We start from the raw sequence: 25584 nt of genomic DNA on the forward strand, positions 1-25584 counted from the left end.
CCCGACCCCGATGACATAGGAACAATGTTGCGGCCAACGTCAGGCAAACGTGACTTGTTCACATGACGAGGATGGCACGCACCCGCCTGCCGCGCTCGTCGAAGCGGAGTCAGCGGATCCCGCGTGGTCGGAACTGGATCGAGATCCTCGGGCCGACCGGCTTGCTCGTCTTGGGGATGGCGTGGTCCCAGGTGCGCTGGCACGACCCACCCATGACGACGAGGTCGCCGTGTCCGAGCGAGAAGCCGATGGATGCCCCGCCACCGCGGGGTCGCAGCATGAGCGAGCGCGCCGAGCCGACCGAGAGGATGGCGACCATCGTGTCCATGTCACGGGCGCGGCCGATGCGGTCGCCGTGCCACGCGACTGAGTCGCGGCCGTCGCGGTAGAGGCACATCCCGGCGGAGACGAAGGGCTCGCCCAGCTCACCGGCATACGTGCGGGACAACGCTTCTCGCGCCTCGGTGAGGGTCGGGTGGGGGAGCGCCTCGCCCTCCTCGTAGAACTTGAGCAGGCGGGGGACGTCGACGACGCGTTCGTACATCTCGCGCCGCTCCGCCTTCCACGGGACCTCGTGGTGCAATGCGTCGAAAAGGAGGTCGGCGCCGGCCAGCCACGCCGGTTGGTAGTCGACCCATGCGCCGCGCGACAGGTGGGTGCGCGTGGGCGCCAGGTGTCCGAGCTCGATGGCGTCACCGGTGTCGAAGAGCGAGTGCTGCAGGACCGCGTCCATGGGACGACCCTATCGCAGGTCGAACACCTGTTCTAGTCCTTTCCAGTGCGTGTCGAGCGCTGCGACCCGGCCGACGGGACGGTCCGCCGGTCAAGCCCGTCCGTCTCGCGGATCGTCGCCCTGCACCTCGGGAGAACCCGAGTACACCGAGCCGCCGATGGTCGACCACCCAAACCACCCGCCCTCCGGGTAGTCCGCGTCGGGCACGTGCCACAGCACCCGTGCGCGGGTGCTCGCCTCCCGCACGGCCACCAGGTCGAGCGGCACGAATGTCTCGGGGACCTCGAGCGCCTCCCACTCGACGACCAGCTCCGCGTCTCGGTCGGGGACGGGGTGCAGCCACCACGACTGGGTCGTCCTGAGCTCGCCCCCGCCACCGCCGTTCATGACGAGGCTGGGACGCTCGGGGGACCCGGGCTCGTCGGGGGCGACGTCAGGGGAGTGCCCGGGCTCGCCCGAGCCGAGCTTCGTGCCGTCGCCGAGCAGGATCCCGAGCCGCGGCTCCTCGGGGAGGCCGTGCACGCCCGCCGCTCTCACCGCAGCCTCCGGGTGGACCCACGCCTCGAGGCGCAGCAGCATGCCCCGGTCGAACACCTGGATCTCGGGCACCCGCACGACGACGGAGTCGCTCACGAAGACGTCTGCGTCGACCGGCACCGAGACCGGTACGACGTTCATCGGCGGCGTCCACGGGAGGTTGACGAACCCGCCCGGCTCCTCCATGTCGTCCGCAGGCGGGAGGGGCGGTTCGAAGAACGGGGCGCGAGAGCTCATGGCGACACCGTAGGGCTTCGGGCGGCACGGCATACCGGCATTGTCGGAGGCTCGGGAGACAATGGGGCGTGCCGCTCTACCGTGACCAGGGGATCGTGCTGCGCACCCACAAGCTGGGCGAGGCAGACCGCATCATCACCGTGCTCACGCGCAGCCTGGGCAAGGTCCGCACCGTCGGCAAGGGCGTGCGCCGCACGAAGTCGCGCTTCGGCGCACGGCTCGAGCCGGGGATGCTCGTCGACCTCCAGTGCTACGAGGGACGCAACCTCGACACCGTGACCCAGGCCGAGACGCTCGAGTCGTGGGGCGACGTGTGCGCGCGCGACTACGACGCGTGGACCGCGGCCAACGCCGTCCTCGAGACCTGCGACCGGCTCACCGAGGAGCGAGAGCCGGCGCTCCAGCAGTACCTCCTCGTCACCGGCGCGATGCGCTCGCTCGCGGGCAAGGAGCACGACCCCAACCTCGTCCTCGACGCCTACCTCCTGCGCGCGCTCGCGGTCGCCGGCTGGGCGCCGAGCTTCCACGACTGCGCCAAGTGCGGCGCCGAGGGTCCTCACCGCGCGTTCCACATCGTGTCCGGTGGCGCCGTCTGCTCCGTATGCCGTCCGCCCGGCTCCTCCGCCCCCGCACCGGAGACGTTGCGCCTGCTTGCCGCGCTGCTCGCCGGTGACTGGATGATTGCCGACTCGTCCGACGTGCGGCACCGCCGTGAGGGCAGCGGCCTGACCACGGCGTTCTTGCAGTGGCACCTCGAACGCGGGGTGCGCTCGCTCCGTATGGTGGAGCGGTGACGAGCCGCCCCTTCCCGCACCCCAGTGGAGCCCAGCCTCCGGCCGTTCCGGCGCAGCAGGTCCCCGGCCACGTGGCGATCGTCATGGACGGCAACGGGCGCTGGGCCAACCAGCGTGGACTGCCGCGCACCAAGGGCCACGAGGCCGGCGAGGGCGCGCTGCTCGACGTCGTCGCCGGTGCGATCGAGGCCGGCGTGACCCACCTGTCCGCCTACGCGTTCTCCACCGAGAACTGGCGCCGCTCGCCCGACGAGGTTCGCTTCCTCATGGGGTTCAACCGCGACGTCATCCGGCGCCGGCGCGACCAGCTCCACGACTGGGGCGTGCGGATGCGGTGGGTCGGCCGCCGGCCGCGGCTGTGGAGCTCGGTCATCAAGGAGCTCGAGATCGCCCAGGAGCTCACCCAGCACAACACCGGGCTCACCCTCTACTTCTGCGTCAACTACGGCGGCCGGGCCGAGCTGGGCGACGCCGCGCGGGCGATGGCCGAGGACGTGGCGCGGGGTCGGCTCAAGCCGCGCAACGTCGACGAGAAGGCGCTCGCGCGCTACCTCCCCGAGCCCGACATGCCCGACGTCGACCTCTTCGTCCGCAGCTCGGGGGAGCAGCGCACGAGCAACTTCCTGCTGTGGCAGAGCGCCTACGCCGAGATGGTCTTCCTCGACACGCTGTGGCCCGACTTCGACCGTCGCGACCTGTGGCGGGCGATCGAGATCTATGCCGACCGCGACCGTCGCTACGGCGGCGCCGTCGACGCTGCGGCCGAGACCGCCACCGACGCCTGACGAGTCGAGTTCAACGACGACTGATTGCCCCGCTGGGACACGTCGTGGAGGCCTTCGGCCGAGCGGACGTGTCCCAGCGGGGCAATCAGTCGCTGCTTTTCAGTGTGAGGTGCAGGTGCCGAACAGCTCGATGGTGTGGGTGACGTCGCTGAACCCGTTCTGCCGTGCCACCTCTGCGGCCCAGGTCTCGACCGCCGGTCCCTCGACCTCGACGGTGCGACCGCACTCGCGGCAGACGAGGTGGTGGTGGTGGGCCTCGGTGCCGCACGAGCGGTAGACGCACTCGCCGTCGTCGGTGCGCAGGACGTCGACGTCGCCGTCCGCGGCCATGGCCTGGAGGTTGCGGTAGACCGTCGCCAGACCGACCGAGTCGCCACGTTCCTGGAGCTTGGCGTGCAGGTCCTGCGCCGAGAGGAACTCCGAGGTCGTCGACATCAGCTCGGCGAGGGCCGCCCGCTGACGCGTCGGTCGCCGAGCCGCGCCAGCCGTGGCCTGGTCGGTGGGGTGGATGGTCATCGGGCGACCTCCTCGGTCTGCTGGCCTCCGGGCCCGTCGGCCCCGCTCTCGTGCGTGTGGCCGTCGTGCTCGTCGTAGTGGTCCCGGTGCGGCGCGTGCCGGTGCCCGTCGTGGAGGTAGTCCACGTGCCCGTCGTGCTCGATCGCCGGGTGCCCGCAGGCGGGTCCGTGCTCGTGGTCGTGCCGCTCGGCGCGCTCGTGCGCTGCGCGTCGCGCCCGCGCCACCACGCCGGTGAGCACGCTCGTGACGAGGAAGGTCGCGATGGCCAGCAGCACGATCGTGCCGCCGGACGGCGTCTCGGCGTAGAACGACAGCACGACCCCGCCGACGCTCGACAGGATGCCGATGACCGAGGCGGCCAGCAGGCTGCTCCGGAAGCTGCGCGAGACGAGCTGTGCCGTCGCGTTGGGGATGATCATGAGCGCGGTGATGAGCAGCAGTCCGACGACCCGCATCGACACGACGACCGTCACGGCGGTGAGCACCGACAGCGCGATGTTGTAGCCCATGACCGGCATGCCCGCGGCTCGCGCGAACTCCTCGTCGTTGGCGACGGCGAAGAAGCGGTGGCGCAGCGCCCACGTCACGGCGACGACGACCACGGCGAGGGCGGCGAACACGGCGATGTCGGTGCGGCTCGTCGTGAGGATCGCGCCGAAGAGGTAGCCGGTGAGGTTGCCGGGTGAGGTGGCGCTCGACTTCGAGATGAGGACGACGCCGAGCGCGATGCCGCCGTAGAACATCACGGCGAGGGCGATGTCGCCGCTCGTGCGGCCCGCGGCGCGGATGAGCTCGACACCGACCGCTGCGGCGACCGCGGCCACCAGCGCCGTGAACACCGGCATCGAGCCGGTGAGGATCCCGATGGCGACACCGGCGAGGGCGACGTGGCCGATGCCGTCGCCGATGAGCGACATGCGCCGCTGCACGAGGAACGCGCCGACCAGGGGTGCGGCGAGGCCGACGAGAACGGCCGCGACGAGCGCTTGGCGCATGAAGTCGAGGGAGAGCAGGTCGCTCATGGCCGCACCTCCCTCGTCGGGAGGGTGTCGGTGACGATGCCGGCGAGACCGGGTGAGTGGCCCGCCTCGGTGGGGGACGGGTGGTGGTGGGCGTCGCCGGCCTCGTGGCCGCGGTGGCCGCTGGCCCACGCCGTGGGCGCCCCGTCGAAGTCGACGTGGCCCGCGTCCATGCAGACGATCCGGGTCACGACGTCGCGCAGTGCCGCCAGCTCGTGCGTGACGATGAGCATCGACGTGCCCCGCGCGGCGAGCCCGGACAGCACCTCGGCGAGCACGGCCTGGTTGGCGGCGTCCACGCCGGCCGTCGGCTCGTCCATGACGAGGAGGTCGGGGCCGGCCGCGAGGGCCCGGGCGATGAGGACGCGTCGCTGCTGCCCGCCGCTCAGGGTGGCGACGTCCTCGCGCTCGCGGTCGCGCAGGCCGACGGCGTCGAGGGCCTCATCGACGGCTCGCGCGTCCTCGCTGCCCGACGGGCGCCAGAACGGACGCAGCGGCAGGCGGCCGACCTCGACCACCTCGCGGACGGTCGCGCGCACGGACGACGACAGCGAGTGGCGCTGGGGGACGTAGCCGATGCGCGGCTTCTCCCTGAAGCGCGCCAGCGGCGTCCCGAAGAGGACGACCTCGCCACCGAGGTGGTCCGACAGCCCGAGCAGCCCCTTGACGAGCGTGGACTTGCCCGAGCCGTTGGGGCCGAGCAGCGCGATCACCTCGCCGGGCCCCTGCGTGAGGGTGACGCCCTCGACGACCGTCCTGTCGGCATACCCGAAGGTCGCCGAGCGGAGCGAGATGAGCGGGGTGTCGGTCATGAGCAGCCCAGACCCTTCCGGAGCGCGGTGAGGTTGCTCCGCATGATCTCGAAGTAGTCGCTCCCGGCGGAAGCCTTGCTCAGCCCCTCGATCGGGTCGAGGACGGCCACCGTCGCACCGGACTCCTTGGCGATGGTCTCGGTGAGGTCCCGGCTCACGAGCGGCTCGGCATAGATCGTCGTCACCTTGTGCTCCCGCACGTGCTCGACGATGTCCTTCATCGTCGCGGCGTTGGGCTCGGCGTCGGGGGACAGGCCGGAGACGCCCGACTGGTGCAGGTCGTAGCGGTCCGCGAGGTAGGCGAACGCCACGTGCCCGGTGACGAGGTCGCGGTTCGTGCAGGTCTTGAGCCCGGTCGCGAACTCGGTGTCGAGCGTGGTCAGCTCCGCGACCATGGTCTCGGCATTGGCGCGGTATGCCGTCGCGCCGGCCGGGTCGACCGCTGCCAGCTTCTTGGCGATCGCCTTCACTGCCGAGGCGTAGCGGGTCGGGTCGAGCCAGAAGTGTGGGTCCACGGCGCCCTCGTCCCCGTGCTCCTCGCCGCCGCCGTGGTCGTGCCCGTCGTCGGTGGCGGCGACCGTGAGGTCGACCTCGGTCGCGACATCGAGAGCCTTGGAGGCGTCGACCTGCGAGCCGATGGCGTCGTCCACGGCGGGCTGGAAGCCCTTCTCGTAGACGACGAGCGAGGAACGGCCGAGGTCGGCGACGTCGCGTGGGGTGAGCTCGACGTCGTGCGGCTCGGCGCCGGGCTTGGTGAGCGAGGTGACGTCCACCCGTTCCCCACCGACCCGCTCGAGCGCGTAGCCGAGCGGGTAGAACGCCGCGACGACCGGCAGCGCACCCGGCTTCGCCGAGCCCGACGACTCCGCCTCCGAGCTGCCGCCACATCCGGCGACGACGAGTGCTCCGACGAGCGGGGCGGTGACGAGGAGGGTGCGCTTCATGACAACCATTCTCAACTCACATGAGAATGGTTGTCAACAAGGAGCTCATCTGATTGCCCATGGACGAGGCGTCGCTGCGCTCCGCCCCCGTCCAGGGGCAATCAGATGGGCGGCGACGCCGCGCGGTGGGGCAATCAGATGAGCCGGGACGCCGCGCGGTGGGGCCATCAGGTGTGGAGCGTCAGCGGGGGACGGCCTGGGTGACGGTGATGGCGAGCGCGATCGCCACGACGGCGATCCGCATGAGGCGCTCGGGCGTGGTGAGCCGCGGCCAGCCGAGGACGAGCAGCCAGGTGAGGAAGAGCGTCACGACGGCGAGCAGCACCCAGCCCCATCCGGGGATGAAGGCTCCCGCGACCATGAGGGCCAGGACCGCGAGGAACGGCACGGCGCGGGGGAGCGAGGCGATCGTCCGCAGGGCCGGCGCGCTCGCGTTCTCGAGGGATTCGCGAAGGGGTGACACGAGCGTGCAGCCTACGGGAGCGGACGGCATACCCGATCGGCCCCTCGTCAGCGGCAGCGCAACCGCCGGGGTCGGTCAAACCGGTGCAAGGAGGTGTCCGTGCGGCCAGTAACCTTGCGCGCATGGCCAAGGAGACCTCCACCGTCGATACCGTCGTCAACCTCTGCAAGCGGAGGGGTTTCGTCTTCCCCAGCGGCGAGATCTACGGCGGCACCCGCTCGGCCTGGGACTACGGGCCCCTCGGCGTCGAGCTCAAGGAGAACATCCGCCGCCAGTGGTGGAAGTCCATGGTCATCGGCCGTGACGACGTCGTCGGCCTCGACTCCTCGATCATCCTGCCGCGCGAGACCTGGGTCGCCTCCGGCCACGTCGGCACCTTCACCGACCCGCTCACCGAGTGCCTCAGCTGCCACAAGCGCTTCCGCGTCGACCACATGCAGGAGGCGATCGCGGACAAGCAGAACAAGCGCGCGGCCGCCGACGCGCAGGTCGACCCCGACTCGATCCCGCTCACCGAGATCGCCTGCCCCAACTGCGGCACCCGCGGCCAGTGGACCGAGGCCCGCGAGTTCAACATGATGCTCAAGACGCACCTCGGTGTCATCGAGGACGAGGGCGGCCTGCACTACCTGCGCCCCGAGACCGCGCAGGGCATCTTCGTCAACTTCCTCAACGTCATGCAGACCTCGCGCAAGAAGCCGCCGTTCGGCATCGCCCAGACGGGCAAGAGCTTCCGCAACGAGATCACCCCCGGCAACTTCATCTTCCGCACCCGCGAGTTCGAGCAGATGGAGATGGAGTTCTTCGTCAAGCCCGGCGACGACGACGAGTGGTTCCAGTACTGGATCGACGAGCGCACCCGCTGGTACGTCGACCTCGGCATCAACCCCGACAACCTGCGCCACTACGAGCACCCGGCCGACAAGCTGTCGCACTACTCCAAGCGCACCGTCGACATCGAGTACCGCTTCAACTTCGCCGGCAGCGAGTGGGGCGAGCTCGAGGGCATCGCCAACCGCACCGACTTCGACCTGTCGACCCACAGCACGCACTCGGGCACCGACCTCGTCTACTTCGACCAGACGAGCGGCGAGCGCTACACGCCCTACGTCATCGAGCCGGCGGCCGGCCTCTCGCGCAGCCTCATGACGTTCCTCGTCGACGCCTACGCCGAGGACGAGGCGCCCAACACCAAGGGTGGGGTCGACAAGCGCGTCGTGCTCAAGCTCGACCGTCGCCTCGCGCCGGTCAAGGCGGCCGTGCTCCCGCTGTCGCGCAACGCCGACCTCTCGCCCAAGGCCCGCGACCTCGCGGCGGCCCTGCGCAAGAACTGGAACGTCGACTTCGACGACGCCGGTGCCATCGGCAAGCGCTACCGCCGCCAGGACGAGATCGGCACGCCGTTCTGCATCACCGTCGACTTCGAGACGCTCGAGGACCAGGCGGTGACGATCCGCGAGCGCGACACGATGGCGCAGGAGCGGGTGGCGCTCGACCAGGTCGAGGGCTACCTCGCCCAGCGCCTCCTCGGCTGCTGATGCGCACCCCGCGCCGGGCGCGCACGAGCTCGTGACCGGCGCGGCGCGCACGGACGTCACGCGGGAGTCCGCGCCGGGCGGCCACTCGCGACGCCACGCGGGGCTGCTCCTCACGCTCGTCCTCGCCGGCATGGCGATGCTCGGCCCGTTCTCGATCGACACGCCGTTCCCCGCCTTTGCGCAGATGCGCGGCGAGTTCGGGGTCGGCGTCGACGAGATGCAGCTCGTCGTGAGCGCCTACATGCTCGCGTTCGCGGTGATGACGCCCTTCCACGGGCCGCTGTCCGACGCCGTCGGCCGCAAGCCGGTCGTCATCGGTGCGCTCGCGGCCTACACGCTCGCGAGCATCGGGTGCGCCCTGTCGCCCAGCCTGCCGGTGCTGCTCGTCTTCCGTGTCCTGCAGGGCATCTCGGCCGGCGGCTCGACGATCATCGGGCGCACGATCATCCGCGACCTCTTCGACGGGGCAGAGGCGCAGCGGGTCATGAGCCGCGTCATGATGATCTTCGGGTTGGCGCCCGCGGTGGCACCGATCATCGGTGGGCTGCTGCTCGGTCTCGGGCCGTGGCCGACGATCTTCTGGTTCGTCGGGGCGTTCGCCCTCGTCCTCGCCGTCGTCGTGCTGCTGGTCGTCCCCGAGACCCACCCGCGCGAGCGCCGTCGCCCGCTGCGGCTCGGCCCGATGCTGCGCGACCTCGCGCACGTCGCGCGTGACGGCCGGTTCGAGCGCATGGGCTGGGCGATCACCCTCGTCTTCGCGGGGCAGTTCATCTACATCGGCGGTGCGGCGATCTTCGTCGTCGACCTGCTCGGCAAGGGCGAGGGCGACTTCTGGCAGTTCTTCGTGCCGATGATCAGCGGGGTCGTCGTCGGGTCCTGGGTGAGCGGACGTGCGGCGGGCCGGGTGGACCCGCGACGGCTCATCACCTGGGCCTTCGCCGTGTCGGCCGTCGCAGCCGTGGTCAACGTCGCGCTCGCCGCGATCTTCGGGCCCTCCCTGCCGTGGGCCGTCGTCGGGCCGAGCCTCATCGCGATCGGCACGGGCACGGCGTTCCCCACGATCCAGGTCGCGCTGCTCGACCTCTTCCCCGCCGTCCGGGGAGCGGCGGCGTCGGTCGCCGGGGTCATGCCGCTGGCGACCAACGCGCTCGTCGCGGCCGCCCTCACCCCGCTCGTCACCGGGTCGGTGACGACCCTCGCCGTGGCGAGCCTCGTCCTCGTGCTCCTCGGTGTCCTCATGTGGGTCTGGCACCTCGTCGTCGACCCGGCCCACGGTCGCGCGGAGCAGCCGGACCCCACGCCCGTCGCGACCTGACTCGGAGACGCCCCACCAGGCCGTTATCGTCGGCGTCATGGGCGAGAGCACGCAGGACGGTGCCGACGGCGCCGTCGCCGACGCCGCCGGTCGTCTGTATGCCGTCCCGCTCGCGGACTTCGTCGCGTCGCGCAAGGCGCTCGCGGCCGAGGTCAGGGCAGCGGCGGGCGCGCCCGCCGCCAAGGCCGTCCTCGCCCTGCGCAAGCCGACGCTCACGGCGTGGGCGATGAACCTCGTCCCCCGAGGTGACGCGAGCGCGCTCGCCGAGCTCGTCGGCCTGGGCGCCCGGATGCGGGCCGCCCAGTCGCGGCTCGACGCCGCCCTGCTCACGTCGGTGAGGGGCGAGCGTGACGCGGCGCTCACGGCATACGTCGCCTCGGTCGTGACCGCCGCGGAAGGTGAGGGAGGGGCGCTGTCGGTGGCCGCGCGCGACGAGGTGAGGGCCTCGGCGATCGCCGCGCTCGCCGACGAGACCGCGGCGCAGGCGCTCGCGTCCGGTCAGCTGACCCGGGCACTGAGCTACAGCGGGTTCGGCGAGGTCGACCTCTCCGGCGCCGTGGGGGTGACGAGCTCGGGATCGATCATGTCGGTGCTCCGGGGTGGCGGGCAGGGTGTGGTGGACGGGGGAGACGAGGGAGACGAGGTCGCGGCCGGCTCCGCCGAGTCGCAGGACGACGACGGCTCCGACGACGACGAGCTCACCCCCGAGGAGCTGGCCCGCGCCGTCGCGGAGGCCAAGGCGGCCAAGGCGCAGGCGAAGGCCCTGGCGCGGGAGCGTCGCAGGGCCGAGGACGAGCTCGAGTCGGCACAGGCGGAGATGGCGCAGGCCCAGTCGGCCCTCGACGCCGCCGAGCAGGAGGCGCGCACGGCTCGACGGGCTGTCGTCGACGCCCAGTCACGCCTCGACGCGGCCCGTTCCGCGGTCGCCGCGCTGCCGGTGCAGGGCAGCTGAGACTCACAGGTTCCGTCCAGCGATCTCCGTAGGATGTGGCGCATGGATCGCCCCCGAAGTCCCATCCGGAACCTGTCTGAGCGCCCCGCCAGGAGGTTCCGGTGAACCAGGACACCGCACTCGCCTTCGGGCTCGTGCTCGTCTTCGTCCTCGTCGGTGGCATCTTCGCCGCGACCGAGCTCGCGCTGGTCTCGTTGCGGGACACCCAGCTCGGGGCGATGGAGCGCAGCAGTGGCCGCGGGGCGAAGGTCGCCCGGCTCGCGCGCGACCCCAACACCTTCCTCGCCGCCGTCCAGATCGGTGTCACCGTCGCGGGCTTCCTCTCCGCGGCCTACGGCGCGACGACGATCGCGCCCGACGTGGCCCCGCTCCTCGAGCGGCTGGGAGTGCCCGAGGGGGCGGCAGGGACGCTGGCCCTCATCCTCATGACCCTCGTCATCGCCTACCTGTCGCTCGTCTTCGGCGAGCTCGTGCCCAAGCGGCTCGCCCTCCAGCGGGCGGCGCCGATCGCGCTCGCCGTGGCGCCGCCGCTGTCGCGCTTCGCGACGCTCATGAAGCCGGTCATCTGGCTCCTGTCGCGCTCGACCAACGCGGTCGTGCGGCTGCTCGGTGCCAACCCCGAGGCCGCCGGCGACGAGATGAGCGAGGAGGAGCTGCGTCACCTCGTCGGCCACCACAAGGACCTTGAGGCCGACGAGCGGCAGATCCTCAAGGACGTCTTCGCCGCCACCGACCGCAACCTCAAGGAGGTCATGCGCCCCCGCGGCGAGGTCGACTTCCTCGACTCCTCCTCGACCCTGGCCGAGGCCCGTGAGGTCATCAGCAGGACGCCGCACTCGCGCTTCCCGGTGACCCGCCGCCACTCGGTCGACGACGTCGTGGGGTTCGTCCACGTGCGCGACATCCTCTCGGCCGACGCCGGTGCCGGCGCGGGCGGTGACGGCACGGGTGCGGCCGCCACGATCGAGCCGCTGGTCCGCGAGATCACCGTGATGCCGAGCAGCGGCCGCGTGCTCTCGGCCCTGACCCGGATGCGCGAGGGCGTGCACATGGCGCTCGTCGTCGACGAGTACGGCGGCACCGACGGCATCGTCACGCTCGAGGACATCGTCGAGGAGCTCGTCGGTGACATCCGCGACGAGTACGACCCCGCCGAGGAGGCGTCGACGGGTGAGGAGCCCGGCGAGGGCGAGCTGCCGCTGGACGCCACCACCGAGATCGACGGCGGCACCCACCTCTCCGACTACGCCGAGCTCACCGGCACCGAGGTCGCCGTCGAGCGCTACTCCACCGTCGCCGGGCTCGTGCTCGAGCACCTCCAGGACATCCCGGTGGTCGGGGACAGCGTGGTCGTCGACGGTCGCCGGCTCACGGTCCTCGAGATGGATGGGCGCCGGGTGGCGCGGGTGCGGGTCAGCGGCGCGGCCGACACGGTCCCTCGCGACGCCTGACGCACTCCTCGGGCGGGGGAATGTGCGCGAGCCTGCCGTCGTTCAGGTAGGTGAATCGTCAACTAGTTAGCAGAAGGAGTGGGCCAGATGGAGTTCGGCATCTTCACCGTCGGGGACGTCACCATGGACCCGACCACCGGCGAGGCGCCCTCGGAGAACGAGCGCATCAAGGCCACCATCGCCATCGCGAGGAAGGCGGAGGAGGTCGGGCTCGACGTCTTCGCCACCGGTGAGCACCACAACCCTCCGTTCGCTGCTCCGGCCAACCCGCCGGTGCTGCTCGCGGCCATCGCCGCGCAGACCGAGCGCCTCGTCCTGTCGACGTCGACGACGCTCATCACGACGAACGACCCGGTGCGCATCGCCGAGGACTACGCCTACCTGCAGCACCTCTCGGACGGCCGCATGGACCTCATGATGGGCCGAGGCAACACCGGCCCGGTCTACCCGTGGTTCGGCAAGGACATCCGCGACGGGCTCGACCTCGCCGTCGAGAACTACGCCCTCCTGCACCGCCTGTGGCGCGAGGAGGCCGTGAGCTGGCAGGGCAAGTTCCGGACCCCGCTCCAGGGCTTCACGTCCACGCCCCGCCCGCTCGACGGCATACCGCCGTTCGTCTGGCACGGCTCGATCCGCAGCCCCGAGATCGCCGAGCAGGCCGCGTTCTACGGCGACGGGTTCTTCCACAACAACATCTTCTGGCCGCTCTCGCACACCAAGCAGATGGTCAACCTCTACCGTCGCCGCTACCAGCACCACGGCCACGGCAAGCACGACCAGGCCATCGTCGGCCTGGGTGGCCAGGTCTTCATGCGCAGGAACAGCCAGGACGCCGTGCGTGAGTTCCGTCCCTACTTCGACAACGCCCCCGTCTACGGTCACGGCCCGTCGATGGAGGACTTCACCCTCGAGACACCGCTCACCGTCGGTTCGCCGCAGCAGGTCATCGAGCGCTACGGCGCCATGGCCGACCACGTCGGCGACTACCAGCGCCAGCTGTTCCTCATGGACCACGCCGGCCTGCCGCTCAAGACCGTCCTCGAGCAGCTCGACATCCTCGGTGGCGAGGTCGTGCCCGAGCTGCGCAGGATCGCTGACGCCCGTCGTCCCGCCCACGTGCCCGCCACGGCACCCCGTCACGCCGAGCGCCTCGCCGCGCTCGACGGCACCCCGGTGGAGGTCTGACATGACCCGTCGCATCGTCGCGGTCACCGCAGGCCTGTCCGAGCCCAGCTCGACCCGTCTGCTCACCGACCGCCTCACCGAGGCCGTCGACCGGCACGTCACCGCCCACGGTGAGGACGCGGCCATCGAGGTCGTCGAGCTGCGCCCGCTAGCGAAGCTCATCGCCGAGCAGATGCTCACGCGCTTCCCCAGCGGCGAGCTCACCGCGGCGATCGAGAAGGTCCTGTCCGCCGACGCGCTCGTCGTGGTGACGCCGGTCTTCTCGGGGTCCTACAGCGGGCTGTTCAAGTCCTTCTTCGACAACCTGGACGTGGGCGCCCTGGACGGCAAGCCGGTCCTGATCGCCGCCACGGGCGGGTCCTCCCGGCACTCGCTCATGCTCGACCACGCGATGCGTCCGCTGTTCTCCTACCTCCATGCCTCGGTCGTCCCGACCGGTGTCATGGCGGCGACCGACGACTTCGGCACGACCGGGCTGGACCGCAGGGTCGACCGGGCCGCCGCCGAGCTCGTCGCGGCGCTGCTCGGCGCCGCCGCGGGAGCCTCCGCGGGGCGGTCGGGGTTCCTGCCCGCCGAGGGTGAGCAGCGCGAGGCCGGATTCACCGACCGCTTCGACGACGTGCCGGACTTCACCGAGCTGCTCCGCCGCGCCTCGTCCTGAGGTCCGGACACGCCAGCAACCACCCTCTCGATGGGTGGTCAGCGGGTGAAGGCTGCTACCGTTGCCACGTTGCCTTTCAGACCACGTCCTGCGTGGCCGACATGACCGACTCGCCCTGCGAACAGTTCGCGGTGTGACCGGGTCGGGAATCGGCGGCAATGAGGACTCCACACGGGAGTTCTCGCAACACACAGAAGAGGCAACACCAGTGGCAACCGGCACCGTGAAGTGGTTCAACAGCGAAAAGGGCTTCGGCTTCATCGAGCAGGACGGCGGCGGCGCCGACGTCTTCGTTCACTACTCGGCGATCGAGAGCAGCGGCTACCGCGAGCTCACCGAAGGCCAGAAGGTCGAGTTCGACGTCACGCAGGGCCCCAAGGGCCCGCAGGCCGAGAAGGTCAAGGGTCTCTGACCTTCGATCACCTTCGAGACTCCGTTCTCAGCGAAACCCCCCGACCGCGAGGTCGGGGGGTTTTCGTATGCCGTGGTGCCCGGACCGCTTCCCTGACCGGGTCCGTGGCGGGACAGTGGGGAGGTGACCAGCCCGCGACGCGAGGTCGACGCCGACTTCGCCGAGTACGTGCGCGCGAGGCAGCAACAGCTGTTGCACGCGGCATACCTCGTCTGTGGTGACGCGGAGCTGGCTGAGGACGTCACCGAGTCCACGTTCGCCGCGCTGCTGCTGCGGTGGGGACGGCTGCGGGACGACGACCCCGACACGTTCACCCGCAGGGTCCTGCACCGCGCCGCACTCACGCGCCATGTCCGCCGCCACGGCCGGGGCGCGGCTGCCGCACCGTCAGGTTCGGACCGGTCCAGAGGCCCCCGGCTCCCGCCGGAGCTCGCCGGCCTGACCCGCCGGCAGCGCGCCGTCGCCGTCCTACGGCGCTTCGAGGGCCGCTCCGAGGTCGAGACGGCGGAGGCCCTCGCGATGTCCGTCGCCGCGGTGCGCCGCCAGCTCCCGTCCACCACGGGGGACGAGCTGTCGGATGCCGCGGCCCCGGTGGGGGAACTCGACTTCGTCGACCGGGCCCGGACCCGGGCCCGGTCCCTGCGGCGGCGCACGCGCCGCACCCGGCTCGTGTCGCTCGTCGGGGTCGCGGCGGTCGTGGCCGCCGTCGCCGTCGTCCCGCGGGGCGAGGGTGGGTCGGTGACGCCGGCGCCGGCACCCATCCCGTCACCGTCGCAGGACCGACCCGAGTCCTCGACGGTCTGGGACCGCGCGCCCTTCGAGCTGCTCGGCACCCTGGCGCAGGTGGGGCCCGCGCCGGGGCAGGTTGCCGAGCTGCCGCGGATCGACGACCTCACCCGCGGCCAGCTTGCCCTGCCCGACGTGCTCTCGTTCGGCCCGCGCACCGTGATGCGTGACCTCAGCGACCTCGGGGGCAGCAGCGCACCGGTACGTGCCGTCCTGCTGCGGCACACGTCCGACGGGTTGCGTGCGGTCCTCGTGCGACCGACCCTGAGCGACCCCTTCGTGCTCCTCGACACGGTGCCGCTCGTGCCCAACGTCGACGAGGCGGGCAACGAGACGGCACCGCTCGAGGTCAAGGCCATCGCGGACGACCGGCGGCGGGTGCTCTTCGTCCAGCCCGGCAGGGTCGTCGTGCTCGACGCCTTCACCGCGCAGGCGACGACGTTCGCCGTCCCCGACCGCTACCTCACCGCCGGGGGCTGGGCACCCGACGGCCGGTCGGTGCTCGTGTGGTCGCGGACGCGGCGATGGCGGGTCACCCCCGAGACCGGCACCGTCCGCGACGTCCACCGCGCCGCGCTCTCCGTGCACCCCGGCGCCTACGAGGTGCAGGTCCAGCCGCCCGACGAGATGCGGGTGCTCGGCTTCGACGGGCAGGGCTCCGGCTCGTCCACGCGGACCGGGCCGGCCGCGCTCTCGGGGGTGTGGGGCTCCACCTTCGCCTCGGGGGAGCGGTTCGCCACCGGTGGCTTCCTCGGGCAGGAGGCGGCGCTCGCGGCGAACCGGCGCCGTCCGGCGGGGTTGTTCCAGGGTGTCTACGCCGCCGCGGCCGACGACTCGGTGACCCCGCGGCTGCTCATCTCGCCGGAGAGCGAGGGGGTGACGCTCGGCTGCTGCGAGGTGCTCGGCTGGGTCTACCGGGACCAGGTCCTCGTGCGCTGGCACACAACCGACCTGCTCTCGTGGAACACGACCACCGGAGCACTGCTCCGGGTGGCGACCCTCCCGGGCGCTGAGGAGCGACCGGTGCCGGGCAGCCCGGCCGAGTCGGTCGCGATCGCTCCCTGACCGAGGCACCGAGTCATTTCGTGACCTGCCCAACCTGACAGGGCAGTGGAAGCGTTGGGAGGGTGTGACCATGCACCGGGGACCCGGCGAGGTCGACGAGGAGTTCGCCGACTACGTCCGCTCGCGCCAGCAGCGGCTGCTGCGTGCCGCCTACCTCGTCTGCGGCGACGAGCACCTCGCCCATGACCTCCTGCAGGGCGCACTCATCAAGCTGGCCCTGCACTGGCCCAAGGTGCGCGACGAGCACCCGGACGCCTACGTCCGCCGCATCCTCTACCGCGACGCCGTCTCGGCATGGCGCCGACGGCGACGCGAGGTCGTCTCGCCCGGCGATGCGCTGGCTGCCGTGCCCGCTCCGGAACGACTCGAGGACCGGGTCGACCGGGTCGACCTCATGCGGGCCCTCGCCCAGCTCGCGCCGAGGCAGCGCGCGGTCATCGTGCTGCGCTACTTCGAGGACCGCAGCGAGCGCGAGATCGCGGAGATCCTCGGGGTGAGCCCCGGCACCGTCAAGAGCCAGGCGCACGACGCGCTGCGCCGCCTGCGAGAGATCGTTCCCGACCTCACCCTCGAGGCACCCGGAGGTGTGCGATGACCCACCGGCTCAAGGACCTCCTGGAGGCTTCCGCCGAGCACGTCTCGGGTCCCGACCTCGCCGCGGGGGCGTGGGGCGCGGCGCAGACCGTTCGACGGCGACGGCGTCTGCTCGGTGCTGCCGCAACCGCCGTGGCCGCGGCCGTGGTCGTCGCCGCGATGGTGCTCCCGGACGACAGAGGCGGTTCCGACACCCTGCCCGCCTCCACGCCGACCTCGACGCGTCCCACGCCCTCGGCGACCGGTCCCCAGCCGTGGAGGTCCGCGCAGCCGGTCGACGTCATGGGGGTGAACACGACCTTCGGCCCGACGGTGGAGCAGGTGGCGTCGCTGCCGCGCGTGGACGACCGGACTGCCAAGGTCGTGGGCCTCCCGCAGAGCCTCAACCCGTCGGCGAGGGAGGTGCGTCCCCTCACGCTCGAACAGCCGGCGCTGGCCGCCTCGGGTGACGCCGGTGCGCCGGTCACGGCGGTGCTGCTCCGCCACGGTTCAGACGGCGCCCTGTTCCCCCTGCTGCACCGCCCCGCGCTGTCCCGGCCGTGGCAGGAGGTGGACGCGCTCGCGCTGCGTCCCGTGACCGACTCCGGTGGCAACGAGTCCGACCCCATCGGGGACCGGGCGGTCTCGCCCGATGGCCGCCGGGTCGCCTTCCCCCAGCCGGGCAAGGTGGTCGTCCTCGACGTTGTGACCGCGCAGGTGCGCACCGTCCCGGTCGACGACCCCTACCTCGAGGACGTCGGCTGGCTCGGGGACGGGTCGGCCCTCGTCGCCCGTTCCTCGGGGCGGCAGTGGCGGGTCGACCCGGCTACCGGCGGCGTCACGGCATACGGCGACCACGCCTATGCGGGGCGTTACGAGATCTCCGTCCTGGGAGATGACGTCACCCTGGGGACCCAGGGCGACCAAGGCCTGACGACCCAGCAGCGAAAGCTGCCCGGTGTGCTGTTCGAGGCGGGGGACACCGTGAGCGGACGGGCCGACCGCGCCGCCGTCGGGGCCTTCCTCAGCCCGGCGGCGCAGGAGTCCTCGCCCACCCACGAGGGTTATGCGCCGTACCAGGGCATTCTCACCGTCGACGCGCGAACACCAAGCCAGGTCGCGCTGCTCCTCGTCCCGGACTCCATGGACGGCGGGTTCTCCAAGGGCTGCTGTCGCCCCCTCCGGTGGCTCGGCGACGATCGGCTCCTCGTCCAGTGGAGCGCCGACCTCCTCGTCTGGGACCTCGCCGGCCAGGAGTTCGCTCGGGTGTCGGTGGCCCCCCGGACGGAGGGGTCGACGAGCGAGACGCTCCCGCCGGGCACGCTGTCCTCCTCGTACGCGGTGGCTCCCTAGCGTGCGGGACCGGTCTCGACCGGGCGGTCGGGGTCGGTGATCCAGTGGCTCCAGGACCCGATGTAGGGCGTGGCGTCGATGCCCGCCAGGTGCAGGGCGAGCGCGGTGTGCGCGGCGGTCACACCTGACCCGCACGACGTCCCGACCTCGCCGGCGCCCGTCACACCGAGCCCGGCGAAGTAGGCCCGGAGCTCGTCGGCCGACCGGAACCGGCCGTCGGCCTCGAGCTGCTCGGCCATCGGAGCGTTGCGCGCACCGGGGATGTGGCCGGCCACCGCGTCGATCGGCTCGGTCTCGCCCCGGAAGCGCTCTCCCGCACGGGAGTCGAGGAGTATGCCGTCCAGCGCCACTCGCGCTGCACCGTCGGCGTCGAGGACGGCGACCGAGCCGGGTCGCACCGTGACGGTGCCCGGTTCCACCGCGGGCACGTCCGTCGTCACCGCGCCGCCGGCGGTCTGCCAGGCGGCCAGCCCGCCGTCGAGCACGCGGACGTCCGTGAGGCCCGCCCAGCGCAGCACCCACCACGCCCGCGCCGAGGCCAGCGAGGTCTGCTGGTCGTAGACGACGACGGTGTCGCCGTCGTCCACCCCGACGGCGCGCAGCCCGGCCTCGAGCACCGACGGGTCCGGCAGCGGGTGCCGCCCACCGGCGCCGGGCGGACCGGCGAGCACGCCGTCGAGGTCGAGGTGAGGTGCGCCCGGGAGGTGCGCCACGGCATACAGCGCAGGTCCGTCGCCGGCGAGGGAGTACTGGACGTCGAGGACGCGGACGGCGCCGGCCTCGATGGCGGAGGCGAGCACGCCCGGGGTGATGAGCGTGGACATGGAGCCAGTCAACCAGTGGGACAATCGTGCGGTCATGACTGCCGCACCCACGACCTCCAGCACCCCCGTCCTGCCGCCCCTGCAGATCGGGCGCCACACGATCGAGTCCCCGGTCGTGCTCGCGCCGATGGCCGGCATCACCAACCGGGCGTTCCGCCGGCTGTGCCGTGAGTACGGCTCGGCCGGGTCCGCCGCCGGTGGCGCCACCGGGGCGACGAGCCTCTACGTCAACGAGATGGTGACCTCGCGCGCGCTCGTCGAGCGGACCCCCGAGACGATGCGGCTCATCAGCCACGGCCCCGAGGAGAACCCGCGCTCGGTGCAGCTGTACTCCGTCGACCCGGCCACCGCCGGCCTGGCCGCACGGATGCTCGTCACCGAGGACCTCGCCGACCACATCGACCTCAACTTCGGCTGCCCCGTCCCCAAGGTGACCCGCAAGGGTGGGGGAGCGGCGCTGCCGTGGAAGACCGAGCTGTTCCGCGGGATCGTCAGCAACGTCGTGCGTGAGGCCAGCCCCTACGGCGTGCCCGTCACGGTGAAGATGCGGATCGGCATCGATGCCGACCACATCACCTACCTCGACGCCGGACGGATCGCCGAGGGTGAGGGCGCTGCCGCCGTCGCCCTGCACGGAAGGACTGCGGCACAGGCCTACTCGGGTCAGGCCGACTGGTCCGCGATCGCCCGGCTCAAGGAGGCCGTGACGTCGGTGCCGGTGCTCGGCAACGGCGACATCTGGTCGGCCGAGGACGCCCTCGAGATGGTGCGGCAGACCGGGTGCGACGGTGTCGTCGTCGGTCGGGGCTGCCTCGGGCGGCCCTGGCTCTTCACGGACCTCGCGGCCGCGTTCGCCGGCAGCACGGCCCGGGTCCAGCCGGGCCTGCGCGAGGTGACCGACACGCTCCGTCGGCACGCGGCATACCTCGTCGACTTCTACGACGGCGACGAGCTGCGCGGCTGCCGCGACATCCGCAAGCACATCGCGTGGTACCTCAAGGGCTTCCCGGCGGGCTCGACCTTGCGCAACCAGCTCGCGCTCGTCGACAGCCTCCAGGCGCTCGACGACCTCATCGGCACGATGGACCTCGACGCCCCGTGGCCGGGCGAGCCGGCCGAGGGCCAGCGAGGCCGCGCCGGCTCCCCGCGGGTCGTCGCGCTCCCCGAGAACTGGCTGCGCTCGCGCGACCTCGACGAGTCGCAGCGGGCCCAGATCGCGCACGCGGAGCTCTCTGTCTCAGGCGGCTGACAGACTTCGGTCCATGGGACAGATCGGTATGCCGGGTGGTTCCGCAGAGCGCCCCGCGGTCTTCTTCCGCGACGCGGCCGAGTTCCGGGCCTGGCTCGAGGCCAACCACGAGAGCGCCACCGAGCTGTGGATGGGGCTGCACAAGAAGCACGTGCCCGACCGCGGCCTCACGTGGGAGGACGCCGTGCCCGAGGCCCTGTGCTTCGGCTGGATCGACAGCGTCTCGCAGACCATCGACGAGGACTCGCGCCGCCAGCGGTGGACGCCGCGCAAGTCGTCGAGCGTCTGGAGCGCGGTCAACATCGCGCACGTCGAGCGGCTCACCGCGGCGGGTCTCATGCGTCCTGCCGGTCTCGCAGTGTTCGAGCGGCGCAAGCCCGAGCTGAGCGGCTACTCCTACGAGACCCGTCAGCGGCTCGGTGACGACCAGCGCGCCCGGCTGCTCGCCGACCCCGCGGCCGCGGCGTTCTGGGAGGTCGCGACGCCGTCCTACCGCAACGTCGCGGAGAACTGGGTCGCCACGGCCAAGCGCGAGGAGACGCGCGAGTCCCGGCTGGTGCAGCTCATCGACGACAGCGCACACGGGCGCCTCATCCCCAGCCAGCGCTACGGCACGACGCCCAAGTGGGTCGAGCGGGCTGCAGCGGCAGCCGCAGCGGCGTCGACAGGAGGGACGGCGTCCACGCAGGACGCCGGCGCCTAGCCCTTCCCGACGAGGTTGGGCGGCGGCGCGATCGCCTCGACCGCCGAGCCCCACCCGGTGAAGACCGACGTCGTGACCTCGTCGCCGGCGGTGACGACGAGCTCGAGGGGGCGCCGGTCGCCGTCGACGCAGATGCGTGCCGACTGCGGCGGCGGACCGTCACCGGCGTCGGCGTCCGGGTCGGGCCCGAGCGCGAGGGTGTGGCAGGTGGCGGCCTGCGCGGCCACCGTGGCCTTCTCGGTCTTCGTGACCTTGGTGGCGTTGTCGAGGTGGCCGAGCAGACCGTCGAGCGTGACGTCCTCGAGCCGCTCGGTGGTCTCGGCGGCGGACAGCCTGGTCCAGCGGTTGTTCGACTTCCGGGCGGTCTGGTCCTTGAGGTAGCCGACACCGTCGACGACGTCGAGCGTCCAGATCTCCTCGCCGACGTGGAGCACCCGGCCCGAGGGCGGCTCGGTGAGCTCGACCTCGATCTCCTCGTGGGTCGTGTCGTCCGCGTCGCTGCCCGAGGTCGTCGTGCGCGTGACGACGACCGAGCCGGCGGCCAGGGCCGCGTCCTTGATGGGTGCGGTCGTGTCCGAGGGCTTGGCCCGGCGCGGCGTGCTCGTCGACGACGTCGCACCGTCACCGGAGCCGTCGTCGCCGCTGCCGTCGTCCGAGCAGGCGGACACCACGAAGGTGAGGGCGACCGCGCCAGCGGCCACCCGTGCCAGACGTGTGCGCACCGCCACCTCACTCCCTGGGTCGTCGTCGGCGCCCGGCTCCTTGCCCCGCGCAGGAGCAACCCTAAGCGGGCGGGGCCGCACCCTCTAGTGTCGTGCGCGTGACGTACACCGCCCGCGACCGGGAGCGCTGGGTCGCCGAGGACCCGGCGCACAAGCGTGCCGACCGTGACGACTTCGCCCGCGACCGGGCCCGGCTGGTCCACTCGGCCTCGCTGCGACGACTGTCCGCCAAGACCCAGGTGCTCCAGCCGGGCAGCGACGACTTCATCCGCAACCGCCTCACGCACAGCCTCGAGGTGGCCCAGATCGGCCGGGAGTTCGGCGCCGCGCTCGGCTGCGACGCCGACGTCGTCGACACCGCCTGCCTCGCGCACGACCTCGGCCACCCGCCGTTCGGTCACAACGGCGAGACGGCGCTCAACGAGGTCGCGGCCGACATCGGCGGGTTCGAGGGCAACGCGCAGACGCTGCGGATCCTCACCCGCCTCGAGCCCAAGCGGTTCCAGGCCGACGGTCGCCCGGCCGGCCTCAACCTCACCCGGGCCTCGCTCGACGCCACGACGAAGTACCCGTGGCCGCGTGGCGAGCTCGCTGGCTCCGCGAAGTTCGGGGTTTATGCCGACGACCTCCCGGTCTTCGCGTGGTTCCGGGAGGGTGCCACCCCCGGACGCCGGGCGTTCGAGGCCGAGGTCATGGACTGGTCCGACGACGTCGCCTACTCGGTGCACGACGTCGAGGACGCCATCGCGTCGGGCCGTCTGGACCCCCGCCGGCTGCGCGACACTTCCGACGTCGACGCCGTCCTCGACGTGGCGACGGCGACCTACGCCTCGGACCTCAGCCGCGACGCCCTCGGCGCCGCGCTGGAACGCATCCTTGCCACGGGGACCGTGCCCACGGCATACGCGGGCACGCGCAGCGACCTCGCCCTCCTCAAGGACATGACGTCACGGGTCATCGGCCGGTTCGTGCACTCGGTCGAGGCGGCGACCCGTGACCGACACGGCGCCGGTGCGCTGGTGCGCCACGAGGCCGACCTCGTCGTCCCGGTCGCGACCCGCGCCGAGGTCGCCGTGCTCAAGGCGGTCGCGGCGCACTTCGTCATGAACGCCGCCGAGCGCGTCGAGCTCATGGCGGGTGAGCGCGAGGTCATCGCGGACCTCGTCGGCGCCTACCGGAAGGACCCGACGCGCCTCGACGCCGACCTGCTCGCCGACCACGAGGCCGCCCCGGACGACGGCGCGGCCCTGCGGGTGGTCGTCGACCAAGTGGCCTCGCTCACCGACGTCCGTGCCCTGGACCTGCACCGACGGTGGTGCTGAGGCAGCCTCTGGGGACATGCCGCCACCGCCCTCCGGAGCACGCGGCATACTGAAGCCCTCACTGGTGCACACGAGGACGGGAGGCGCGCGTGGCGGGGCGGATCAACGCTGACGACGTGCAGTCCGTCAAGGAGCGGTCCTCGATCGAGGACGTCGTGCGCGACCACGTGACGCTGCGTCCTGGCGGTGTCGGCTCGCTCAAGGGGCTGTGCCCGTTCCACGACGAGAAGACCCCGTCGTTCACGGTGCGCCCGGCCGTCGGCGCCTACCACTGCTTCGGCTGCGGCGAGGGCGGCGACGTCATCTCGTTCGTGCAGAAGGTCGAGCACCTGACGTTCGCCGAGTCGGTCGAGCGACTCGCGGCCAAGATCGGCATGGAGCTGCGCTACGAGGAGGGCGGCGGTCCCCGCACCGAGGGTGGCATCGGCCGGCGCTCGCGGCTCATCGAGGCGCACCGCGTGGCCGAGGAGTTCTATGCCTCGATCCTCGTCGACCGGCCCGACGCGAGGCCCGGGCGCGACTTCATGCGCGACCGCGGGTTCGACCGCAAGGTCGCCGAGAAGTTCGGCATGGGCTTCGCGCCCCGTGGTGGTGAGGAGCTCACGCGGCACCTGCGCGAGAAGGGCTTCACCGAGGACGAGATGGTCACCGCCGGTCTGAGCGGGCGGGGGAGCCGCGGCCTCTACGACCGCTTCCGCGGCCGGCTCGTCTGGCCGATCCGCGACGTCACGGGCGACACCGTCGGGTTCGGTGCGCGACGCCTCCTCGACGACGACCGGATCGCTGCGAAGTACCTCAACACCTCCGAGACCCCCATCTACAAGAAGTCGATGGTCCTCTACGGCCTCGACGCGGCGAAGAAGTCGATCGCCAGCGAGCGCCAGGCCGTCATCGTCGAGGGCTACACCGACGTCATGGCCGCCCAGCTGTCCGGTGTCGAGGGCGCCGTGGCGACCTGCGGCACGGCGTTCGGGCTGGACCACATCAAGATCCTGCGACGCATCATGCGCGACGAGGCCGACGGTGCGCCGGCCAAGGTGATCTTCACCTTCGACGGCGACGCCGCCGGCCAGAAGGCCGCGATGAAGGCGTTCGGCGAGGACCAGCGGTGGGCCTCGCAGTCGTTCGTCGCCGTCGCGCCCGACGGCATGGACCCGTGCGACCTGCGACTGGCCAAGGGCGACGAGGCGGTCAAGGCGCTCGTCGAGGACGCCGTCCCGATGTTCGAGTTCGCGGTCCGGACGACGATCAAGCGCTTCGACCTCGAGACCGCCGAGGGGCGGGTCCAGGCGATGCAGGCGGTGGCGCCGATCATCAACTCGATCCGCGACTCCTCCCTGCGCCCCGAGTACATCCGCACCGTCGCCGGCATGCTCGGGGTCGAGGTCGAGCAGGTGCGCAGCGAGGTGCAGCGCGCCGGACGGGTCAAGGCGCGCGAGGCGACCGAGGGCCCCTCGGGGCGGCCGGGTGACCGCACGCCCGCGTCCACCGACGACGTGCCCGAGCCCAACGCCCAGGAGGGGATGGCGGCCATGCCCGCGCCCAACCTGCGCGACCCCGTCGTCATGACCGAGCGCCAGCTGCTCCAGGCGCTGCTCCAGTACCCCACCCGCTTCAGCACCGAGACCATCGACGCGCTGCCGTCGGTCGCCTTCACGGCGCCGGCCCACGCGGCGATCTTCGACGGCATCCGCACGGTCGCCGCGCGCGCCTCGCAGCTCTCGACGGCGGGGTGGACCTCGGCCGTCGCCGAGGCTGGGCCGCTGGCCGTGCGTGGGCTGCTCGCCGAGCTCTCCGTCGCGCCGCTGCCGACCCGGGTCGACCCAACGACCGGGCTCCCGCCGCAGCGCTACCTCGACTCGCTCGTCATCGGCGTCCACGACGCCGGGCTGAGCCGCCAGATCGCCGACGAGACGGCCGCCATCCGCCGGCTCCAGAACTCACCCGAACCCGCACCGGAGGCCATCCGTGAACGCTCCCGCCAGCTCATCGAGCTCGAGATGAGCCGGGCCCGTCTGCGCGACCGGCTCACCTCATGAGGCTCTTCGGCCGGCTGGGCCGACGCGGCCCGGACGTGCCCGACGAGGTGTCGTCGGTCCTGGGTGACCGCGCACGTGTCGTGCTGAGCGTCGCGCGCGACGAGCGTTCCGGCGCGGACCTCGTCGCGACGACGACCCACGTGTATGCCGTCCGCTCCGGTGACGTGGTCCTCGAGCGTCCGTGGCACATGGTCGACACGGGCTCCTGGGACGACCAGACCCGTCAGCTCACCGTCCAGTGGGTCGACAAGGCGCCGGCGTCGGTGTGGGAGGTCGAGCTGCCCTCGACGTTCCCCCAGGTGCTGCGCGAGCGGGTCCAGGCGACCGTCGTGCTCTCCGACGAGGTGGACCTCGGGTCGAAGCGGCGGGCGCGCGTCGTCGTCCGCAAGGACCTCGCGACGCAGGCGCTGCTCGGTCAGACGATCCTCGGCAGGGGAGTGCGGTCCACCGATCCCGGGGTGCGTGACGAGACCCGCGCGGCGCTCGACCGGCTCCGCGAGCAGGTCGGTCTCGACTGACCTGCAGGCCCCGGCCGGGGCCGCGGGAGCCGTTTTCGTGACTGGCCCCACCCTTTGCTATCGTTGCGCAGCGCGC

General features: G+C 72.0%; 26 protein-coding genes. 17 read left to right on the forward strand and 9 right to left on the reverse strand.

What is annotated here, in order from left to right:
* Window positions 1-109: 109 nt before the first annotated feature.
* Together KLO01_RS14745 and KLO01_RS14750 are read right to left on the reverse strand one after the other, a co-directional pair.
* Window positions 110-733 (reverse strand): alpha-ketoglutarate-dependent dioxygenase AlkB, encoded by a 624-nt coding sequence (locus KLO01_RS14745; RefSeq protein ID WP_147066476.1) that lies wholly within the window; start codon window positions 731-733, stop codon window positions 110-112.
* Between the two features lie 90 nt (window positions 734-823).
* A complete protein-coding gene (locus KLO01_RS14750) occupies window positions 824-1507 on the reverse strand; it encodes a hypothetical protein (protein ID WP_147066477.1) in 684 nt (227 codons plus the stop codon).
* Window positions 1508-1575: 68 nt separating this feature from the next.
* Between KLO01_RS14750 and recO the strand changes: the two genes are divergently transcribed.
* Both recO and KLO01_RS14760 read left to right on the forward strand, forming a co-directional pair.
* Complete coding sequence (gene recO / locus KLO01_RS14755) at window positions 1576-2301, forward strand: DNA repair protein RecO (RefSeq protein ID WP_147066479.1); 726 nt, start codon at window positions 1576-1578, stop codon at window positions 2299-2301.
* A complete protein-coding gene (locus KLO01_RS14760; RefSeq protein WP_147066481.1) occupies window positions 2298-3086 on the forward strand; it encodes an isoprenyl transferase in 789 nt (262 codons plus the stop codon). Before recO ends, KLO01_RS14760 begins: the two co-directional genes overlap by 4 nt.
* 99 nt (window positions 3087-3185) lie before the next feature.
* Here the strand turns inward: KLO01_RS14760 and KLO01_RS14765 are convergent, their stop codons facing one another.
* The 5 genes from KLO01_RS14765 to KLO01_RS14785 form a co-directional block, all read right to left on the reverse strand.
* Complete coding sequence (locus tag KLO01_RS14765) at window positions 3186-3602, reverse strand: Fur family transcriptional regulator (protein WP_147066483.1); 417 nt, start codon at window positions 3600-3602, stop codon at window positions 3186-3188.
* A complete protein-coding gene (locus KLO01_RS14770; protein WP_147066485.1) occupies window positions 3599-4624 on the reverse strand; it encodes a metal ABC transporter permease in 1026 nt (341 codons plus the stop codon). The genes KLO01_RS14765 and KLO01_RS14770 overlap by 4 nt, the downstream gene beginning before the upstream one ends.
* Entirely contained in the window at window positions 4621-5433 is an 813-nt protein-coding gene (locus KLO01_RS14775; protein WP_147066487.1) for a metal ABC transporter ATP-binding protein, read from the reverse strand. Before KLO01_RS14775 ends, KLO01_RS14770 begins: the two co-directional genes overlap by 4 nt.
* A complete protein-coding gene (locus tag KLO01_RS14780) occupies window positions 5430-6377 on the reverse strand; it encodes a metal ABC transporter substrate-binding protein (RefSeq protein ID WP_147066488.1) in 948 nt (315 codons plus the stop codon). The genes KLO01_RS14775 and KLO01_RS14780 overlap by 4 nt, the downstream gene beginning before the upstream one ends.
* A 181-nt stretch (window positions 6378-6558) precedes the next feature.
* A complete protein-coding gene (locus tag KLO01_RS14785; RefSeq protein WP_147066490.1) occupies window positions 6559-6840 on the reverse strand; it encodes a DUF6703 family protein in 282 nt (93 codons plus the stop codon).
* 122 nt (window positions 6841-6962) lie between these two features.
* Between KLO01_RS14785 and KLO01_RS14790 the strand changes: the two genes are divergently transcribed.
* The 10 genes from KLO01_RS14790 to KLO01_RS14830 all read left to right on the forward strand — a co-directional run bounded on the left by KLO01_RS14790 (window position 6963) and on the right by KLO01_RS14830 (window position 18131).
* The gene (locus KLO01_RS14790; protein ID WP_147066492.1) at window positions 6963-8378 is read left to right on the forward strand and encodes a glycine--tRNA ligase; all 1416 of its coding nucleotides are present in this window, start codon (window positions 6963-6965) and stop codon (window positions 8376-8378) included.
* 31 nt (window positions 8379-8409) lie between these two features.
* Window positions 8410-9693 (forward strand): multidrug effflux MFS transporter, encoded by a 1284-nt coding sequence (locus KLO01_RS14795; RefSeq protein WP_246136242.1) that lies wholly within the window; start codon window positions 8410-8412, stop codon window positions 9691-9693.
* A 37-nt stretch (window positions 9694-9730) separates the two neighbouring features.
* Window positions 9731-10645 carry a hypothetical protein gene (locus KLO01_RS17240; protein WP_186828077.1) on the forward strand — a complete coding sequence of 305 codons (915 nt, stop codon included), beginning with the start codon at window positions 9731-9733 and terminating at the stop codon, window positions 10643-10645.
* Window positions 10646-10746: 101 nt separating this feature from the next.
* On the forward strand, window positions 10747-12096 hold the full coding sequence (locus tag KLO01_RS14800; protein WP_147066494.1) for a hemolysin family protein: 1350 nt from the start codon (window positions 10747-10749) through the stop codon (window positions 12094-12096).
* 87 nt (window positions 12097-12183) lie between these two features.
* A complete protein-coding gene (locus KLO01_RS14805) occupies window positions 12184-13281 on the forward strand; it encodes an LLM class flavin-dependent oxidoreductase (RefSeq protein ID WP_147066496.1) in 1098 nt (365 codons plus the stop codon).
* Between the two features lies 1 nt (window position 13282).
* Window positions 13283-13942 (forward strand): FMN reductase, encoded by a 660-nt coding sequence (locus tag KLO01_RS14810; RefSeq protein ID WP_147066498.1) that lies wholly within the window; start codon window positions 13283-13285, stop codon window positions 13940-13942.
* Window positions 13943-14150: 208 nt separating this feature from the next.
* Window positions 14151-14354 carry a cold-shock protein gene (locus tag KLO01_RS14815; protein ID WP_035910714.1) on the forward strand — a complete coding sequence of 68 codons (204 nt, stop codon included), beginning with the start codon at window positions 14151-14153 and terminating at the stop codon, window positions 14352-14354.
* Window positions 14355-14477: 123 nt separating this feature from the next.
* A complete protein-coding gene (locus KLO01_RS14820; RefSeq protein ID WP_147066500.1) occupies window positions 14478-16205 on the forward strand; it encodes a sigma factor in 1728 nt (575 codons plus the stop codon).
* Window positions 16206-16275: 70 nt separating this feature from the next.
* Window positions 16276-16800, forward strand: a complete 525-nt coding sequence (locus tag KLO01_RS14825; RefSeq protein WP_147066502.1) for a SigE family RNA polymerase sigma factor — start codon at window positions 16276-16278, stop codon at window positions 16798-16800.
* Window positions 16797-18131, forward strand: a complete 1335-nt coding sequence (locus tag KLO01_RS14830; protein ID WP_147066504.1) for a TolB family protein — start codon at window positions 16797-16799, stop codon at window positions 18129-18131. The genes KLO01_RS14825 and KLO01_RS14830 overlap by 4 nt, the downstream gene beginning before the upstream one ends.
* Here KLO01_RS14830 and KLO01_RS14835 read toward each other — a convergent pair.
* Window positions 18128-18955, reverse strand: coding sequence for a sulfurtransferase (locus tag KLO01_RS14835; protein ID WP_147066506.1), 828 nt, complete (start codon window positions 18953-18955; stop codon window positions 18128-18130). The genes KLO01_RS14830 and KLO01_RS14835 overlap by 4 nt on opposite strands.
* 34 nt (window positions 18956-18989) lie before the next feature.
* Between KLO01_RS14835 and dusB the strand changes: the two genes are divergently transcribed.
* Complete coding sequence (gene dusB, locus KLO01_RS14840) at window positions 18990-20204, forward strand: tRNA dihydrouridine synthase DusB (protein WP_147066508.1); 1215 nt, start codon at window positions 18990-18992, stop codon at window positions 20202-20204.
* Window positions 20205-20217: 13 nt separating this feature from the next.
* Window positions 20218-20907 carry a YdeI/OmpD-associated family protein gene (locus tag KLO01_RS14845; protein WP_147066510.1) on the forward strand — a complete coding sequence of 230 codons (690 nt, stop codon included), beginning with the start codon at window positions 20218-20220 and terminating at the stop codon, window positions 20905-20907.
* Here the strand turns inward: KLO01_RS14845 and KLO01_RS14850 are convergent.
* On the reverse strand, window positions 20904-21629 hold the full coding sequence (locus tag KLO01_RS14850; protein ID WP_147066512.1) for a hypothetical protein: 726 nt from the start codon (window positions 21627-21629) through the stop codon (window positions 20904-20906). The genes KLO01_RS14845 and KLO01_RS14850 overlap by 4 nt on opposite strands.
* A 98-nt stretch (window positions 21630-21727) precedes the next feature.
* Between KLO01_RS14850 and KLO01_RS14855 the strand changes: the two genes are divergently transcribed.
* From KLO01_RS14855 to KLO01_RS14865, 3 genes are all read left to right on the forward strand, one after another.
* The gene (locus KLO01_RS14855; protein WP_147066514.1) at window positions 21728-22951 is read left to right on the forward strand and encodes a deoxyguanosinetriphosphate triphosphohydrolase; all 1224 of its coding nucleotides are present in this window, start codon (window positions 21728-21730) and stop codon (window positions 22949-22951) included.
* Between the two features lie 89 nt (window positions 22952-23040).
* A complete protein-coding gene (gene dnaG / locus KLO01_RS14860) occupies window positions 23041-24990 on the forward strand; it encodes a DNA primase (RefSeq protein WP_147066516.1) in 1950 nt (649 codons plus the stop codon).
* Entirely contained in the window at window positions 24987-25508 is a 522-nt protein-coding gene (locus KLO01_RS14865) for a hypothetical protein (protein WP_147066518.1), read from the forward strand. The genes dnaG and KLO01_RS14865 overlap by 4 nt, the downstream gene beginning before the upstream one ends.
* The last annotated feature ends 76 nt before the right edge of the window (window positions 25509-25584 follow it).

The sequence above is a fragment of the Knoellia locipacati genome, from assembly GCF_007992835.1.
GTDB lineage: Bacteria > Actinomycetota > Actinomycetes > Actinomycetales > Dermatophilaceae > Knoellia > Knoellia locipacati.

What these genes read in the sequence shown, in the direction of transcription:
- KLO01_RS14830 (WP_147066504.1), top strand. Translation starts at nt 16,797, where the DNA reads ATGACCCACCGGCTCAAGGACCTCCTGGAGGCTTCCGCCGAGCACGTC.
- KLO01_RS14780 (WP_147066488.1), bottom strand. Translation starts at nt 6,377, where the DNA reads ATGAAGCGCACCCTCCTCGTCACCGCCCCGCTCGTCGGAGCACTCGTC.
- dusB (WP_147066508.1), top strand. Translation starts at nt 18,990, where the DNA reads ATGACTGCCGCACCCACGACCTCCAGCACCCCCGTCCTGCCGCCCCTG.
- KLO01_RS14835 (WP_147066506.1), bottom strand. Translation starts at nt 18,955, where the DNA reads ATGTCCACGCTCATCACCCCGGGCGTGCTCGCCTCCGCCATCGAGGCC.
- KLO01_RS14805 (WP_147066496.1), top strand. Translation starts at nt 12,184, where the DNA reads ATGGAGTTCGGCATCTTCACCGTCGGGGACGTCACCATGGACCCGACC.
- KLO01_RS14845 (WP_147066510.1), top strand. Translation starts at nt 20,218, where the DNA reads ATGGGACAGATCGGTATGCCGGGTGGTTCCGCAGAGCGCCCCGCGGTC.
- KLO01_RS17240 (WP_186828077.1), top strand. Translation starts at nt 9,731, where the DNA reads ATGGGCGAGAGCACGCAGGACGGTGCCGACGGCGCCGTCGCCGACGCC.
- KLO01_RS14775 (WP_147066487.1), bottom strand. Translation starts at nt 5,433, where the DNA reads ATGACCGACACCCCGCTCATCTCGCTCCGCTCGGCGACCTTCGGGTAT.
- KLO01_RS14745 (WP_147066476.1), bottom strand. Translation starts at nt 733, where the DNA reads ATGGACGCGGTCCTGCAGCACTCGCTCTTCGACACCGGTGACGCCATC.
- KLO01_RS14790 (WP_147066492.1), top strand. Translation starts at nt 6,963, where the DNA reads ATGGCCAAGGAGACCTCCACCGTCGATACCGTCGTCAACCTCTGCAAG.
- KLO01_RS14865 (WP_147066518.1), top strand. Translation starts at nt 24,987, where the DNA reads ATGAGGCTCTTCGGCCGGCTGGGCCGACGCGGCCCGGACGTGCCCGAC.
- KLO01_RS14765 (WP_147066483.1), bottom strand. Translation starts at nt 3,602, where the DNA reads ATGACCATCCACCCCACCGACCAGGCCACGGCTGGCGCGGCTCGGCGA.
- KLO01_RS14810 (WP_147066498.1), top strand. Translation starts at nt 13,283, where the DNA reads ATGACCCGTCGCATCGTCGCGGTCACCGCAGGCCTGTCCGAGCCCAGC.
- KLO01_RS14770 (WP_147066485.1), bottom strand. Translation starts at nt 4,624, where the DNA reads ATGAGCGACCTGCTCTCCCTCGACTTCATGCGCCAAGCGCTCGTCGCG.
- KLO01_RS14825 (WP_147066502.1), top strand. Translation starts at nt 16,276, where the DNA reads ATGCACCGGGGACCCGGCGAGGTCGACGAGGAGTTCGCCGACTACGTC.
- KLO01_RS14750 (WP_147066477.1), bottom strand. Translation starts at nt 1,507, where the DNA reads ATGAGCTCTCGCGCCCCGTTCTTCGAACCGCCCCTCCCGCCTGCGGAC.